This window comes from Aquidulcibacter sp. (genome assembly GCF_020253525.1).
GTDB lineage: Bacteria > Pseudomonadota > Alphaproteobacteria > Caulobacterales > Aquidulcibacteraceae > Aquidulcibacter.
In genome coordinates this window covers 19,310-34,586 of record NZ_JADCBK010000085.1, presented here as the reverse complement: position 1 = coordinate 34,586, position 15,277 = coordinate 19,310, and the positions used below count along the sequence as shown (strand labels likewise).

Below are 15,277 nucleotides of genomic sequence, written 5' to 3'. Positions count from 1 at the left end.
GCGACCGCGTAACCGGTGCTGAGGCTGCTTTGCGGGCTCTTAAAGCCAAACTTGGCCAAGTCGAAAATCTTGAAGTCCGCGTCACTTATTTCGATGGTGGTGGCGCAGGTACAGCCCTTGCCGCAGGCCTCGATCAAGCCTTTGCCGATATTCCGCCGGACAGGGTTGCAGGGGCGATTGTGATCAGTGATGGACGTTTCATCGATGGGGAGGATGCTGCCCGCCCCTTCCCAGTACATCAAGTCCTTGTCGGTGCCCCACAAGAGCGGGATCGCCGGATCGATCTGAGGTCTGCCCCGCGGCAAGCACCCATTGGTGAAATTGCTAAGGTGATTGTGCGGGTCGAGGATAGTGACGACTCAGTCCCTCTAACGGTGCGGGTTGGCACGGACACACCACAAACGTTGAATGTGCCAACCGGCGAAGATATCGTCATTGAAGTGCCCATCGTGCAGCGCGGCCTTGTACCGATTGCGATTGAGACACCGGGCGTATCGGGGGAAGTCTCAACGGCGAATAATGGCCTCGCACTTTCGATTACGGGTGTTCGTGACCGATTGCGCGTAATGCTGGTGACTGGCCAGCCCTATGCAGGGTCGCGAGCGTGGCGCAACCTCTTAAAGTCAGACCCAAGCGTCGATCTGGTGCAATTTACCATTCTGCGTCCACCCGAGAAGCAGGACTTTACGCCAACCGAGGAATTGTCGCTGATCCCCTTCCCGACGCGAGAGCTTTTCCTCGAAAAGATTGATAGCTTTGACTTGGTGGTCTTTGACCGCTTCTCACGCCTGTCGGTTTTGCCAGATGCCTATCTCGATTCCGTCGCCCAATGGGTGGAGGGGGGTGGTGCTTTCCTGATGTTGGCAGGCCCGTCTGAAGGGCTGGATGAAGGGGTGCAGTCCACACCGCTTGGCCGCATTCTCCCCGTCCAATCACGCGGTGAGCCGATTGAGACAGCCTTCCGCCCAGCCCTTACCGAGCGCGGCCGCACGCATCCGGTTTCTGCAAGTTTGGCTGAGCAATCCGATACATGGGGCAAATGGTTACGCGTGCAGCCTTCCACCGCGACAGGGGACATATTGTTACAAGGCGCAGGCGAGCCATTACTTGTTTTGGGCCAAGTTGGGCGTGGACGGGTAGCAGCAGTGATGAGCGATCAAGCTTGGTTGTGGCGGCGCGGCTATGATGGCGGTGGCCCGTTTGATGAATTGTTCCGCCGCACGGCACACTGGCTGATGAAAGAAGCGGATCTAGAAGCCGATCGCTTGGTATTGCGCAGCCAACCAGGCCGCCTCTTGATTGAACGGCAAAGCGGCGAGGACCCAGGTCCGGCACAGGTCCATGTTTCGAGGCAAATCTTCCCAGTACCGCTTTTGCCCACCGGGACTGGTGTTTGGCGAGGTGAGACCCAAATGGCCAAACCCGGCTTGGTCTTTGTGCAATCCGGTGACAAGAGCGCTTTCATTGTCGCAGGGATTGGCAATCCAAATGAGGCGCGTCTTTTGACAGCTGACCCGAGCGCCCTCTCTGGACCTCAAGCCAAACAGGGGGGCGGAAGTGTGACATGGGTTGGCAAGGCCGGCACGGGCCCCCTCCCTGCAATCTCACGCCTTGGCAATCGCCAAAAAGCGGGCACGGAAGGCCTAAGCCTGCGGCGTGCTGGTGCGACAAGCGTTACGGCAACCAGTCGCGACGCGATCCTGCCGCCATGGGCTTATGCGATGATCCTCGCAAGCCTTGCCCTGTTGGCATGGTGGCGTGAGGGCAGGCTGGTGGTTTCCAGTCGTAAATCGTAACGTCTAGACGTTTTTCAGAAGCTTTCCCGTTGGCGCGGTCATGTCCGCCCCCTGTGCTGGTCGCCAAAGAATGCGCTTGGGATCAGCTGGGCCAGGTAAGGTCACTTGCCCCTTTGGCACTTGGCTAAAGCCATAAGGTGCAAAGAAGGCTAAATCTCCAACCAAAATCACTGGCAGGCCCGTTAAGTGATCGCTGGCTGTCAGGCAGGCTTCCACCAATTCGCCGCCCAAGCCTTGACCTTGCTGGTCTGGCGCAACGGCGATAGGGCCCAAAAAGAGAACTTCGTGACCTTGCTCGGTCACAAGCGGCCATAGGCGACAGGCACCGATGAGATGGCCGCCTGCCATAGCCACAAAAGACACGTCTCGTCGACTTTGATGCCCTTCACGCAGGCGTGCGGCTGCCTTCGCATGGCGGCCGGGTCCAAAGGCTAAAGCATAAAGTGCTTCAACGGCCGCATCATGGGTTGCGGCATCGGGCAGAAGGTCAAACTTCGCAGGCAATTTCAAGATCACTTTAGTGAAGACGGAGGGGTCGGCGCGCGACAAGCGTGCGCGCGCGATGCTTTAAAGGACATGCGCGCCGGGTGAAAGTCGCAAATCACACCTCTGAAATCACGCCCGTCCTTGCACGGGCAAAATTTCATCGAATGCAGTTTGAACCAAAGACCGGTGCCAAACGTATGAGATGCATGACAACATCCAAACTGCACCCCGCCTTCGCCCTTCTTCTACCGCTGCTGACGGTCACCGGGGTCGCAAGCCCCAGTCAGGCGGACACGCCTGAGCCCAGCTTTAAACGCATAATGCGCGAGGGTGCCTTTGAAATACGTGACTATGACAGCCAAGTGGTTGCCGAAGTGCGCGTGCCAGAGGGGCGTGGCGATCCCGCAAACGCCGGCTTTAGGCCGTTAGCGCGCTATATTTTTGGGGGAAACAAGCCGCGGGCTTCCATTGCCATGACCGCCCCGGTCACCCGTCAGCAAGAGGGGCAATCCATCGCCATGACGGCTCCCGTCACCCGTCAGGACGCAGGTGCAGAGTGGAAAGTGCGTTTCATTATGCCCGAAGGATCGACGTTGGCGACCATGCCCATACCCAATGACCCCAATGTCCGCCTCTTGGAGGAACCCGCTAGGCGCTATGGCGTGATCCGCTTCTCAGGGCTTGGCGGCCAAGCAACCATGGCGGAAAAAAGTGAAGAATTGCGCGCGTGGCTTATCGGCAAAAAACTGACCCCGGTTGGGACCCCGATCTATGCTTCCTATGATCCACCTTGGACCGCGCCGTTTCTGCGCCGACACGAAGTATGGCTCGCCCTGGCCGCACCGGCCAAGCCCTAAAGGCTCAATGCATTTGCTGATTGGCGGAAAGAGTGGCTGGGGTGCTAGGGATCGAACCTAGGAATGTCGGTACCAAAAACCGATGCCTTACCGCTTGGCGACACCCCAAGAGAGGCAGGCAGATAGACGCGCTTGGGCCGCGGTGCAAGACTTTTGATCACATAAGCACTGCCATACGAGGCGATCAGCTGCAGCAAGTCGTCTCAGCTTTCCTGTAGGGTTGCGATGTAGCTTTGGATCAGGTGATCAAGTTCACCCAGCCAATCGGCGCGCGCATCTTCTGGCACGTCAAAAGCCGCCGAAATTGCGGCATGCGCCTGGATCGTCAACATCTTTGCAACACGCGCTAAACGCGGCTTTTGGGCGGCGGCGGTAAAGGGTGTAAGGACTTGGACCAAGGACTGAGCGACAACATCATCTTCAAAGAAGGTGTAGCCTTGGCCGGCAAACAGGCGGTCGGAGGCTTCTGCCAAAATGACATAGGCCTGATTGCGCGCATAAAAGTCGAGAAAGGGTGCCAAAAAGCTACGGGCCGCTAATGCCAAATCTGCGGGCCTTTCTTGACTTTGTTGCAGCACAATTTGCTCAGCCAGAGCCGATAACTGCGCGCCAAAGCGTTCCATGAGTGCAGTTAAAAGCGCTGCTCGGTTTGGGAAGAATTGATAGAGCGAGCCCGGCGAAGTCGCCGCCTGTTTGGCAACCATATCCATTTTCAACCCCTCAGCCCCATGCACCAGAATCAACTCTGCCGCTGCGTCCAAAAGACGATCGACGCGGCGTTGGCCGCGGTCTTGGCTTGGTGCTTTGACTTTGGGGGCCGCGCTAACCGTCATCATTTCACCCTGCAATCGAAATCCACTTGACAATACGAGATTACTCTCATATTTGCAAACGCGAGATTAATCTCATATTTTGGAGAAAAGGTGATGACAATCCTTAACCGTCGTACCCTGATTGGTGGCCTTGCTGCGTCGAGCTTGGCAACACATGTCTTTGCCGGAACGGTCACCGATACGGATGTGATCATTATTGGGGCGGGGGTGGCGGGCATAGCAGCGGCGCGTCAGCTTAAGACCGCTGGCATTCGAACTCTGATCTTAGAGGCGCGCGACCGGATCGGCGGGCGCGTCCTGACCGACACCCAAACGCTCGGCCACACATTCGACCGTGGGCCCTATTGGCTGCACAATAAAGCAACCAACCCCTTGGTGCCCCTCGCGCGGCAAGCTGGCATCGGCCTTATTGAAAGTAGCTATGAAAATGGGGGTATTTTCGACAAAGGCATCCCCAGTACCAATCCATCCTGGAAGGACGCAAATGAGGCAGTGGTGGCGTGGGAAATGCGCCAACTTCTTCCCTTCGCCCGACTGAATGACCGGGCTTTGGGGGCGACCTTGCCCAATCCCACGCCGGCGCAACGCCACGTGGCCAATATTTTTGCCGTCGAAATGGGTGAAGACCCCAGCCTCGTCTCGCTGCAAGGCTATTATAATCTCGAGGCGGGTGAAGATTTGATTCCCGAAACCGGCATGGGCCCCCTCGTCCAAAGCTTAGCTGCTGGATTGGATATTCGTCTCAATAGTCCGGTATCGACACTGCGTTGGGATGGCGCGCACGGCGTCACCGCCATCGGAAGCTTTGGGCAAGTGAGGGCGCGAAAGGTCATCATCACCGTTCCGACAGGCGTTTTGGCCTCAGGCAGTATCCGGTTTGACCCAGCGTTGCCAATCGCGAAGCAAACAGCCCTTGCAAACTTGCCCATGGGTGCTTTGGAGAAGGTCGCCATGGTCTTGCCGTCGCCCATGCCAGATTTGCCCGAATATGCCCTATCCAATAGCCATATCCAGCAAGGCCAATATCATGCGCTGGTGAGCTCGCCCAACAAGCGATTGATTACCGCTTTGATCCCGGGACCCATGTCGCGCGCCCTACACGTGGAAGGCGCTGCTGCGATCGAAGCGTTTGCCCTTGATATACTCAAAAATGTGATCGGCTCACAGGCGCAGGTTCATGCACTAAGCTCGACCAATTGGCAGGGTGATCCGCTTGCCTTGGGATCCTACCCTCACCAAACAGTCGGCCATGCCCATGCACGAAAGATCTACTCCCAACCAGTTGAAGATCGATTATTTTTCGCCGGTGATGGCGGCGATGACCCTTTAGCTGTGACCGTAGGCGGAGCCTGGCGTCAGGGGCAGAAGGCCGCACAAACCATAGCCCGTCAGCTATCGACAAAGCGGCGCTGAGCGGCGCGATTGGCTTGTAACTGCCGCTAGGCGGCACCTGTAATTTCCTATATCACAACGGGTGATAAGCGTGCCTACCAGACCTATTTCTTGATCGAGATGTCGCAGGCGCGATGGAGGACAGGGTGAAGCAATTTTTTATTACGATCGCAGGCGTCTTTTTAGGCCTCGTCTTATTCTTTATCCTGATCCCTATCATGCTGATCGCCTCAGCCGTCGGCTCCAGCGCCCCGGTTACGCCATCTCATACGGTTTTAAGCCTTGATCTGCGAGAGCCCATACGAGACGTGCCAGCCACCAGCCCGTTTGCAGGTTTTGCCGGCGGTAACTCTGTTGTGGAAATTGTCCGGAAGCTGCAGGCAGCAGAAACAGACAATAACGTCAAAGGCTTGTTCGTGCGCGCTAGCGAAGGCGGACTGGCCCCCGCCCATGCCGAAGAAATTCGCCAAGCCATGCTGGACTTTAAAGCAACCGGCAAATTTGTGGTCGTGCACGCTCAGGGCTTTGAAAATCCGACGCTTTCCAACTATGTCGCCGTATCGGCTGCCAGCGAGATGTGGATGCAAGGCACCACCGATTTTGCAGCCACAGGCATTGTTGCCGAAACCATGTTTTTGGGCGGCTTCATGGAGAAGTTTGGGATACTTCCCCAGTTTGAACAATTCAAAGAATACAAGAATGCGGTCAATACCTACACCGAAAAGACCTTTAATGCCCCACACCGCGAAGCCACAACTGCTATGTTGGGCAGTATTTATAACGCATTCTTGGCCTCAACCGCCTTTGATCGCAAAATCCCTGTAGAAGCGATGAAGGCAGCACTCGATCAGGCCCCCTTATCCGCAGAGGCTGCTTTGCAAGCCAAGTTGATTGACAAAATCGGTCAACCTGAAGACGCGATGGAGGCCGCCCTTGCCCGTGCAGGTGGCAGCAATCGGGCCGAGTTTGTTGACCTCGCCAGTTATCAATTGCCCCTCGAATCGGGTCCTGTAATCGCTTTGGTTGGCGGTGAAGGGGCCATTGTGACTGGGGAACGAAGCGGCGATCCGTTTGCACAAGAAAGCAACATCACCAGCGACGATTTCGCCGCTGCCATCCGCGATGCGACCGATGATGCCTCGGTAAAGGCTATTGTATTTCGCGTGTCCTCGCCCGGTGGTTCCCCCAGCGCATCAGATCAAATTTGGGCAGCAATTGAGCGGGCCAAGAAGGCTGGCAAGCCAGTTGTGGTGTCGATGGGGGCCTATGCAGCCTCAGGCGGCTATTATGTTTCCACAGGGGCTGATGCGATCTTGGCGATGCCATCGACCATTACGGGCTCTATTGGCGTGTTCAATGGCAAGTTCGTGATCAATGAGGCGCTCAATCGTTATACCGGTGCCAATATCGCATCCATTCAGGCTGGGGGTGACTTCGCAAACGCCTATTCCTCCGCCACACCTTATACCAATAGCCAGAAAGCTGCCATGAATGCGGCGGTGACCCGCATCTATGACGACTTTACGGGCAAAGTTGCAGCTGGTCGGAAGCTTCCCCTGTCGCGCGTGCAAGAGGTTGCAAAGGGACGGGTTTGGACCGGGAATGAAGCCAAAGACCTTGGCCTGGTCGATCAAATTGGCGGCTTACGTACCGCGATCTTGAAAGCCAAAGCCTTGGCGAAGATTGAAGCGAAGGACAGCATCACCTTGCGGACCTATCCCAGCGTCGAAGATCCTCTAACAGCCTTTAGCCGTGCCTTTGGGGCGAGTGCCGAAAATGCCAAGGTTATGGCCCGTGCCGCCACAGTGATTGGCACGTTGGCTGGCGATGAACGCCTGTCGCAGATTTTAAATGAGGCCTCTCAAGCCAGAGGCCCCAGCATGCATGAGCCAGTTCGGGTACACTGACACCTAGGTCAGCTATTCCACAGCGAATTGGCGCGCGGCTTCGGTCAAGGTCTGAACGAGAGCCCGCTCTTCTTTCGAGAGAAGCGGGTTCCAAACGTCAAAGATCAATACAACGCGCAATTCATCGCTGTCATTGCGCGCCATATGTTCGAGCGTATCGTCAAAGATCAGGACTTTGCCCACTTCCCAGCGTCTTTGCTCAAAGCCGACGCGATAGAGGCACTTGTCCGGCACTACCAAGGGCAAATGCACCACGAGACGGGCATTTGTTTCACCATGGTGAGGCGGGATCTCAGTATGAGGTGCAAGGGCTGAGAACATCGCATTCGGGCAAAGCCCGCCAATCTCAGCCATCTCCACGTTTTCCAAGGCCGCTGCTGTCTTGGGACAGGCCGCGAGATTAGCCTCATCGCGGACGCCACCGCGCCACAGCGAAAGACTGCTCCAACGTTGCGAGTGATTGAGTTCCGCCCACTGGTTCACAGGGTCGCCGGGTTGATAGGCAATATAGGGCTGGAAGGCCTCTTGTTGGCTGTGCAGCGCCGCCTTTAGCTCCTCAGTGATGGCCTCCGTCTGGGCTTCCAAGGACGCAACCCACGAAAAATCCTTGGGATCATAGAAGGGGATGGCGGGAAGGCGTGGAACATGAAGCTGGTTGCAATCTGAGTGATAGGGCTTGGTTTGGCCCGACATAATCGAAATGGCTTCCTGCCATTGCCCCGAGAGGCCCCCTACCCCGCCAACAGCCTCAAACAAGGTGATGGCATAGGCTTCTTGATAGTCCCGCACCAGTTTGGCCGCCCGGGCTAAGCCTGGTGCCAGACTGGGTGGCCAATGCGCTTCAGGCGGCGCAATCTTCAAGACATTGCGATAGGTAACAGCCGCCAGTTTCAACCGGCCTTGGCGCTCATACAAGGCCCCTTTCGCCAATAGGGCAGGATAGAAATAAGCGTCTGCCGCCAAGGCAAGCTGGAGCGCTGCAAACTCTCCCTCAACCTGGCCCAGCTCGCGGCGAGCATTGGCCAACATCAAGGCAATCATCGGATCTTGTGGGATTAGGGTGCAGGCCCGCGCCAACGCATGTTCGGCTTCGATAAATGCGCCGCGTTGAAAGGCATGAATACCCAGACGATGCAGCGCTAAACCATGGTCTGGGGCCGCTTTAGCGACCTCGCCCCACAAACGCTCGGCCTCCGCCCAGTGCCCATCGCCAGCGGCCTTTTCGGCTTGCGCCACCCAAGCATCAATTTGTGCGGTCATCTACATTCCCCTCCCCGCTTTATGAAACCATCACAGAGGCGAAGCAAGCTTAGGCCATGCAAACAAAAACGGCGGGTCCCGAGAGACCCGCCGCCATGTTTTAATCTGAAAAATCAGATCAGAACTTCACATTGACGCCGAGCGCATAGACGCGGCCCAAAGTGTCGTAGTTCGATGGGAAGGTGTTCCCCGAGTTGTACGAAGTCGTACCGGTTTCGTTACCGATGATTGGTGGATCTTCGTCGAACACGTTAGCAACCGAAGCGGTCAACGAAATCGCGCTGTTCACGTCCCAAGACGCGGCCAAGTCGATATAGTTGTAAGCTTTGATTTTTTCGAATTCGTCGAAAATACCAGCTTTCAAAGCTTCTTCAAGCTTGATTTCGCTGGAATGACGCCAGTTGTACGAGAACTGGAAGTCACCAACAGCCCAAGTGGTGCGCTGCACCGAACGGAACTGGTGGGTTGGATCGCAGCTCGAGCCATAGAAACCATTACAATCAATGATGTCCGAAGTTGGCGTCGTGCGGGATTCGTTCTTGGTGTAGTAGTTCGCATTGTAAGAAATGCGGATCGAACCCCACTTGCTGTCGAGACCTAGGCTTTCGAGGTCAAAGCCAGTGTTGACACCCAATTCATAACCAGCAGCTTGGCGATAATCCAAGTTGGTGGTCAGCAAACGGATACCCGCACCCGGCGTTGCCAAGTCGCCGTTGATACGAACGATCAACGAGCAGAACGATTGCACACCGTTCTTATAGCAGCCATCCAGCACTTCTTGAGGTTGGCCGAGACCAATCGTGTCCGTGATCTTGATGTCATAATAGTCAAGAGTCACAGCGGTGTTCTTCAAGAAGCCACCGAGGTCAGGACGCCAAACGAAACCGACGGTGAGCGTGTCACCTTCTTCTGGCTTCGGTGGACGGGTTGGGTCAGAACCTTCGAAGGTACCGATTTGGCCGGCCACGATGTCTTGAACAGTCCATACTGCGCTTGGTGCTTGGCCAGTGGATTCGCACAAGGCGCGCAAGGCGGCCGTACGCTGAGCAACTGGTTGAGCAATCGAGCAGGGATCTGCACCCGAGTTACGCAGACCGGTAGCAAATGGCGAGAACAATTCACCAACGTTTGGTGCACGAGCCGCTTTTTGCTTCATGGCGCGGAAGCGGAATTGATCGTTCAGAGCCCAATCCAAACCTGTTTTCCAAGTCGTGTTCTGACCGGTCAGTGAGTAGTCTGCCAAACGATAGCCGAGTTCGAGGTTCAACGACTCAAACAATGGCTTGCCCGAAACCAAAGGCACACCAATTTCGGTGAAGACTTCGTTCACGCTATAGCCACCAGCGACTGGCAAGGTGTTACCACCAGCACCACCCAAGCAGCTCGTTGGCGCGAGCTTCAAGCACTCGTCTGGGGTCGTCTTGCCGGTTTCGTTACGATACTCGTAGCCGAGAACGAAGCTAACTGGGGATTCTGCCATTGGGCTTTGGAAGCCATGCAGAGGACCACCAACCGACACGTTTGCAATGCTCTGCGTGTAGTTTTGTTGCTCAAGAGCCGTACCCGAAGAGTAGGCTGCCATGGCTGGTGTGATCGAACCGAAGCCACCGAACAGGTTGATCGGCACGCAGGTGGAGTCGCCATTGGCGCACAACGTGGTGCTGGTTGCATTCAGAGCATTCTGAATGTTGGCAACGTTGGTATAGCCAGCCGAGACGTTGGTACGATCTGCTTGGCCCATTTGAACCGACGCATCCCAAGTCCAGTCTGGCAAATACTGACCCAAGTCACCCTTCAAGCCCAAGACGAATTGGAAGGTGTTGTTGTCATAAGTGGTCGACCGTTCACCGAATTCAACGGTACGACGACGGATCGAGAGTTGCAGCGTATCAGCCTCATCAACCACACCGTTGTTGTTTACGTCGATCCAGCGGCCGGTCGTGACGCCTGGTGCAACCGCTGGCGTGGTGCCAACTGCAGGCGAACCGGTACGGAACAAGTTTGCTTCAGCGATGATTTTCGCACGAGCTTGAGCCGACAAGAATGGGTTGTTCAGAGGAACGTTGAACAGGTTGCCGAACACGCCCGATGGTGCGATCTGCTGGCGAACGTTGGTCGCAGCGAAGGTTGCACGGCCATAAGCTTCAACATGATCGTTGATGTCATAGCGCGCAATTGCGGTTGCCGAATAACGCTCTTGTGGGGTTTGGTAGTAGTTATAGGGGTTGAAGTTGAAGCGAGAGCAGTTCGCACCCAAAGTACCATTGTCCAAGAACTGGCCGCCACCACCCATGTAGGTGATGCGGGTTGGGATACCCGTTGTCGAACCACCGCCTGCGGAGTCCGCATAGACATTTGGACCACCGCAACCAGCAGCTGCAGCTGGCAAGGAGCCGGCGCGGCCTGCACCAGTCGAGGATGCAACCCCAACCACGCCAAATGGACGCATGGCCAAGGTAACGGCATCACGTTGAGTCCAGTTCAACGACAGCGCCACGTTACCGCGGCCATCGTCCAAATTGGCCCCCATAGCAACCGAAGCGGTTACGATTTGGCCGTCATTGTCGCCCGTGATCGAACGCTTCAAATCGACTTCAATGCCTTCGAAGTCCTTCTTCAGCACGAAGTTGATAACGCCCGACATAGCGTCCGAACCATAAACGGTGGAAGCACCACCGGTCAGGATATCGACGCGCTCCAACATCGCTTGTGGCACGGTCGAAATGTCAACGATACCATTGATGTTGTAGGGGGTCATACGCTTACCGTCCATCAGGACGAGGTTGCGTTCAGCGCCAAGGCCGCGCATGTTGACCGAGGTCACACCAGCGGTACCATTGTTGACGTTTTCACCGTCGCCTGGGATGGTCGAAGGCAACGAGCGGAGCAGCTTTTCGGCTTCTGCGACTTGGTTCAGCTGGAGCTCAGCGCCACCGATCGACGTAATCGGGCTGGCCGATTGCACGCCGGGTGCCGAAATCCGCGTACCGGTGACGACCACGACTTCAGCGGCCTTCTCCTCAGTAGCAGCCGCCGTCTGGGCGAATGCTGGTGCTGCGAAGCCGAGGCCTGCAACAATAGTGCTCGCGAGCAAGAGCTCGCGGGTCATCGAAATTTTCATATTGGAACCTCCATTTGTCCCCTGCCCGGTTGCTTTATGACTCAGCTTTTTCAGGCAATAGGACGAGAGTTAACCAGCACATTACAAGTCGTCAACGCTTCAATGACAGGTAAATGACGGTGTGTCCGCAAATTGTTGCTAAAGTGTCTCACTTCGCCGAAGGCTTGGGCAAGAATGCCCAATGCACAGCTTATCAGGAGAAATTTTTTACCTCAAACTCGGGCAAACTGTCACAAAACCCCGGGAAACATCCGGCTCATTAACGAAAAAAGGCGGCCCCGAAAGGCCGCCTTCTCTCATTCTGACAATCAATCCGACGACTAGAAGCGGCGGATGATGGTTGCGTTGTACGAACGGCCGAACTGGTCGTACTGCGAGGTCAAGGCCGAGTTGCCCAAGCGCGAGAAGAACACACCGGTCGAGATCGATGGTGGAGCTTCGTCGAACAAGTTGCGGACGCCGCCAACGATGGTCCAGTTGTCCGAACGATAACGGACGCTGATACCATGGGTGATGGTGGTTTCAGTCTTAGTCTTGTAGAGGACCGAACCGATGCCGTTGTACGCATAGTAAGAACCAGGCGTTGCAACGATTGGGTTCACACCATTGTTGAACCGGGTTTCGTTCGACTGACCAATGGCATCGATGTTCCAGCTATAGGTCCAGTCTTTACGCTCAAAGCGGATTTGAGCTTGACCGACATAGATGGGTTCACCGATATCGCCAGCTTGTTCCAGCAATGCCGTGTCCGAGAACAGACCGGTCTTGTTGGACAAGGTCCAGCGGTGCGCGGTGTCGATGACCAAGTCGCCGAAGGCGAAGTCTTTACGGTAGACGGCCTTCAGGTCGATACCTTCAACTTGGGTGACGTTCACGTTCACATAGTCGTTGGCAACCGTCAAAATCTGGCGGAAGCGAGCCGACGCTGGGTTCGTGTCGCGGGTCAAGAGGCGGCAGAACTGGTCAGCACGGGATTGATCGGCAGCACCATAGCAGGAGCCGACGATGTTACCTGCACCAAACTGAGCAACCTGATCGGTCACTTCAATTTGCCAGTAGTCTACACGCAAGTTCAAATCGATCTTGGATGGGGTGTAGACGAAGCTGAAGATATCCGAGCGGGACTCTTCTTCCTTCAGCGTGCCTGCACCACCACCGGTGAAGATGGTTGCCGACTGGTTGGTCCCGTTGGTGAAGCCGTTATAGTCGCCGGGAATGCCAGCGGCCAAGCAGCGTGCCTTCAAGATCGCATTGGTGCTGAGATCGTGGTTGATACAGGGGTCAATCGCGGTCTGAGCCAAGAAGCCAGTTTGGTCGCCCAAGAACAATTCGAACAAAGCAGGTGCGCGGTATGAAGTACCGGCAATTGCCACGATCGCAAATTCTGGGGTGATTTTCCAGTTGGCAGTCGCCTTCCAAGTCGAGTTGGACTCATAGGAATCGTAGTCGGTGAAGCGGTAGGCCAAGTTCACTTGGAAATCTTCAACCAGCGGAACTTTCGAGAGCAGAGGTGCTTCGAGTTCGCCGTAGACTTCCTTAACCGTGTCTTCGCCCTTGGTGATGCCTGCAACCGTGGTCAATGCAATGTTCGCACGCAGGGTTTCAGCCCCTGGAACGTCATTGATGCTGTAGTTACGATATTGTGCACCCAAGTTCACCTTCACAGCGTCAGATGCACCAGGAACCTGGAACACGTCGCCGGAAACGTTGGCTTCGAAAACGGTCTGCTCATAGACGGTTTTGCCGGTGTTTTCGTTGTTGAAGAGATAGTTGTACTCTTCAGCAGTGTAGTCACCGCGCAGAACGCGTGGGTCGAAGAAGTTGATCGGCAAGCAGGTGCCGCCCGAAACGGTTGGGGTTGGGCAGCTCACAACACCCGTGGTTGGGTTGCGGGTTGCGTTTGCCATGGCCGTCAAGCGGTCTGCAAGAATCGCAGTGCCGGTATAGGTGCCTTCACCGCTGCTGGTTTGAGCATAGATGTCCCATGCGCCGTTCTTCAACAGGCCCATGATGCCGTTGCCGGTTTGGCCCTTGATGCCGCCAATAACCTGCCAAGTCTCAACGACCTGCTGGCTGTTGGCTGGCCGCACGATGACGGGCTGTGCCGAAACGCCAAATGGGTTGAAGGCGTTAGTGGCAGGGATCGTGAAGAACAGCTGAGCCGCACGCTCTTGGCTCGACTCACGCTTTGCATAAAGCGCTTCACCGTAGACTTCTACGCCGCCCAAAATGTCCAAGTCCCGTGCCGCAGTGGCGTAGAAGTTGGTGCGCTTGGATGGCGAGATGATGTCGGTGTTAGCAACCAGTGGATGCTCATAATCGATCTGGTTAGCCACTGGCTGACCAATCACCCCGTTTTGTGGGCTGAACAAGCGGCGATAGCCTGGCAAGGTCAAAACGACTTGCTGGCTGGCGCAGGTTGCGGTCGCACCGGTTGGCAACAAGCACAATGTCGTGCTGCCCGTGACAGGGCGAACCGATGGGTTCAAACCGACGGTGCGAGCGGTGATGGCTGGATCGGAAATCCAGGTGCCGCCCATGGTTTGCACGCCGGCGACGATCGTCGACGCGTTACCAATTGGCGAAATCCGGTTGAACGACGGGCCGATACCAAAGCACTTAGGCTGGCCAGTCTTTGGATCGATGAAGTCGGCGCGCTGGCCTGTTGCTGCATCGAACACATAGTCTTGTTGGCAATAATCACGGTCGCCGTACTTCAAGGCCTTTTGCTCAAAGTAGCTACCGCTGACCATCACGTTCCAACGGTCGGCTGTCTTGCCCCACAAAGCACCAACGGTGAATTGCTCACCGGCGCCTGCTTCGGTCAAGTTGCCCGAAGCGGTTGCTTCAAAGCCGTTGACGTTGCGACGAACGATGGCGTTGACAACACCGCCCACAGCGTCCGAACCGTAAATTGGCGAAGCGCCATCGTTCAGGATTTCGTAGCGGCTGATTGCCAAGTTAGGAATGGTTTGCAGGTCGACAGCACCAACCTGACCGCGCACACCCGATGGTGGCAAACGGCGGCCATTCAACAGAACCAAGGTACGCTGTGCGCCCAAGCTGTTGAGACCAACGGTTTGAATACCTGGGCCACCTTCAACGATGAAGCCCGAGAAGAAGTTGTTGATCTGACCCGAACCCGCAGCAGCCGTGGAGCTTTGCAGGATTTCAGCCGCATCAATGGTACCCGACAGCACGGCGTTATCGTTCGAGATAACGGTCAATGGTGCAGCGGTGTTGAACGTATCGCGACGAATGCGCGAACCGGTCACAACGATGGTTTCAGCTGCTTTAGCAGGTGTAGCAGCAGGAGCTGGCGCAGCAGCTGGAGCGGTTTGAGCGCTGGCAACGGCTGGGATGAAGGTCAGTGCGGTCAACGCGGTTGCGCCGATCAAGGAAGCACGAACGGATATTTTCAAGGTATTCCCCCTTAAGTAACCAAAATCCACTACGCAACTCTCAGGTAATCTGAGGAGAAAAATTGTGGATTCTGCATTGGGGGGTGTAGAGCGCGAACGAAAAAAGGTTGCAAGGACTCTTCCTGCCCAAACACCACATGTTCATCACTTGTGAAAAATTTGTAACATGTTTGCCACACTCTTGTGCATTGCAGGTGTTCGCT

General features: G+C 55.9%; 9 protein-coding genes and 1 tRNA gene. 4 read left to right on the top strand and 6 right to left on the bottom strand.

Annotated elements, in window-relative coordinates:
* A partial coding sequence (locus IOB61_RS10775) for a hypothetical protein (RefSeq protein WP_290816270.1) occupies window positions 1-1,796 on the top strand: 1,796 nt, incomplete at its 5' end.
* A gap of 3 nt (window positions 1,797-1,799) precedes the next feature.
* On the opposite strand, the gene IOB61_RS10770 is transcribed toward IOB61_RS10775, so the two are convergent.
* The gene (locus IOB61_RS10770) at window positions 1,800-2,306 is read right to left on the bottom strand and encodes a GNAT family N-acetyltransferase (protein ID WP_290816267.1); all 507 of its coding nucleotides are present in this window, start codon (window positions 2,304-2,306) and stop codon (window positions 1,800-1,802) included.
* Between the two features lie 182 nt (window positions 2,307-2,488).
* Between IOB61_RS10770 and IOB61_RS10765 the strand changes: the two genes are divergently transcribed.
* Window positions 2,489-3,139 (top strand): heme-binding protein, encoded by a 651-nt coding sequence (locus tag IOB61_RS10765; protein WP_290816265.1) that lies wholly within the window; start codon window positions 2,489-2,491, stop codon window positions 3,137-3,139.
* A 33-nt stretch (window positions 3,140-3,172) separates the two neighbouring features.
* Here the strand turns inward: IOB61_RS10765 and IOB61_RS10760 are convergent.
* Together IOB61_RS10760 and IOB61_RS10755 are read right to left on the bottom strand one after the other, a co-directional pair.
* Window positions 3,173-3,247: transfer RNA gene (locus IOB61_RS10760), tRNA-Gln, on the bottom strand.
* Window positions 3,248-3,342: 95 nt separating this feature from the next.
* Complete coding sequence (locus tag IOB61_RS10755; protein WP_290816262.1) at window positions 3,343-3,975, bottom strand: TetR/AcrR family transcriptional regulator; 633 nt, start codon at window positions 3,973-3,975, stop codon at window positions 3,343-3,345.
* Between the two features lie 90 nt (window positions 3,976-4,065).
* On the opposite strand from IOB61_RS10755, the gene IOB61_RS10750 reads away from it, so the two are divergent.
* Both IOB61_RS10750 and sppA read left to right on the top strand, forming a co-directional pair.
* The gene (locus tag IOB61_RS10750; RefSeq protein ID WP_290816260.1) at window positions 4,066-5,385 is read left to right on the top strand and encodes an NAD(P)/FAD-dependent oxidoreductase; all 1,320 of its coding nucleotides are present in this window, start codon (window positions 4,066-4,068) and stop codon (window positions 5,383-5,385) included.
* Between the two features lie 125 nt (window positions 5,386-5,510).
* The gene (gene sppA / locus IOB61_RS10745; RefSeq protein ID WP_290816257.1) at window positions 5,511-7,271 is read left to right on the top strand and encodes a signal peptide peptidase SppA; all 1,761 of its coding nucleotides are present in this window, start codon (window positions 5,511-5,513) and stop codon (window positions 7,269-7,271) included.
* A 12-nt stretch (window positions 7,272-7,283) separates the two neighbouring features.
* Here sppA and IOB61_RS10740 read toward each other — a convergent pair whose 3' ends face one another.
* The 3 genes from IOB61_RS10740 to IOB61_RS10730 form a co-directional block, all read right to left on the bottom strand.
* A complete protein-coding gene (locus IOB61_RS10740; RefSeq protein WP_290816254.1) occupies window positions 7,284-8,531 on the bottom strand; it encodes an aspartyl/asparaginyl beta-hydroxylase domain-containing protein in 1,248 nt (415 codons plus the stop codon).
* A 118-nt stretch (window positions 8,532-8,649) separates the two neighbouring features.
* Entirely contained in the window at window positions 8,650-11,652 is a 3,003-nt protein-coding gene (locus tag IOB61_RS10735; RefSeq protein ID WP_290816250.1) for a TonB-dependent receptor, read from the bottom strand.
* A gap of 320 nt (window positions 11,653-11,972) precedes the next feature.
* A complete protein-coding gene (locus IOB61_RS10730) occupies window positions 11,973-15,074 on the bottom strand; it encodes a TonB-dependent receptor (RefSeq protein WP_290816247.1) in 3,102 nt (1,033 codons plus the stop codon).
* Between the last annotated feature and the right edge of the window lie 203 nt (window positions 15,075-15,277).

Coding starts and splice junctions, on each gene's coding strand:
- IOB61_RS10765 (WP_290816265.1), top strand. CDS start 2,489: ATGACAACATCCAAACTGCACCCCGCCTTCGCCCTTCTTCTACCGCTG.
- IOB61_RS10755 (WP_290816262.1), bottom strand. CDS start 3,975: ATGATGACGGTTAGCGCGGCCCCCAAAGTCAAAGCACCAAGCCAAGAC.
- IOB61_RS10750 (WP_290816260.1), top strand. CDS start 4,066: ATGACAATCCTTAACCGTCGTACCCTGATTGGTGGCCTTGCTGCGTCG.
- IOB61_RS10740 (WP_290816254.1), bottom strand. CDS start 8,531: ATGACCGCACAAATTGATGCTTGGGTGGCGCAAGCCGAAAAGGCCGCT.
- IOB61_RS10735 (WP_290816250.1), bottom strand. CDS start 11,652: ATGAAAATTTCGATGACCCGCGAGCTCTTGCTCGCGAGCACTATTGTT.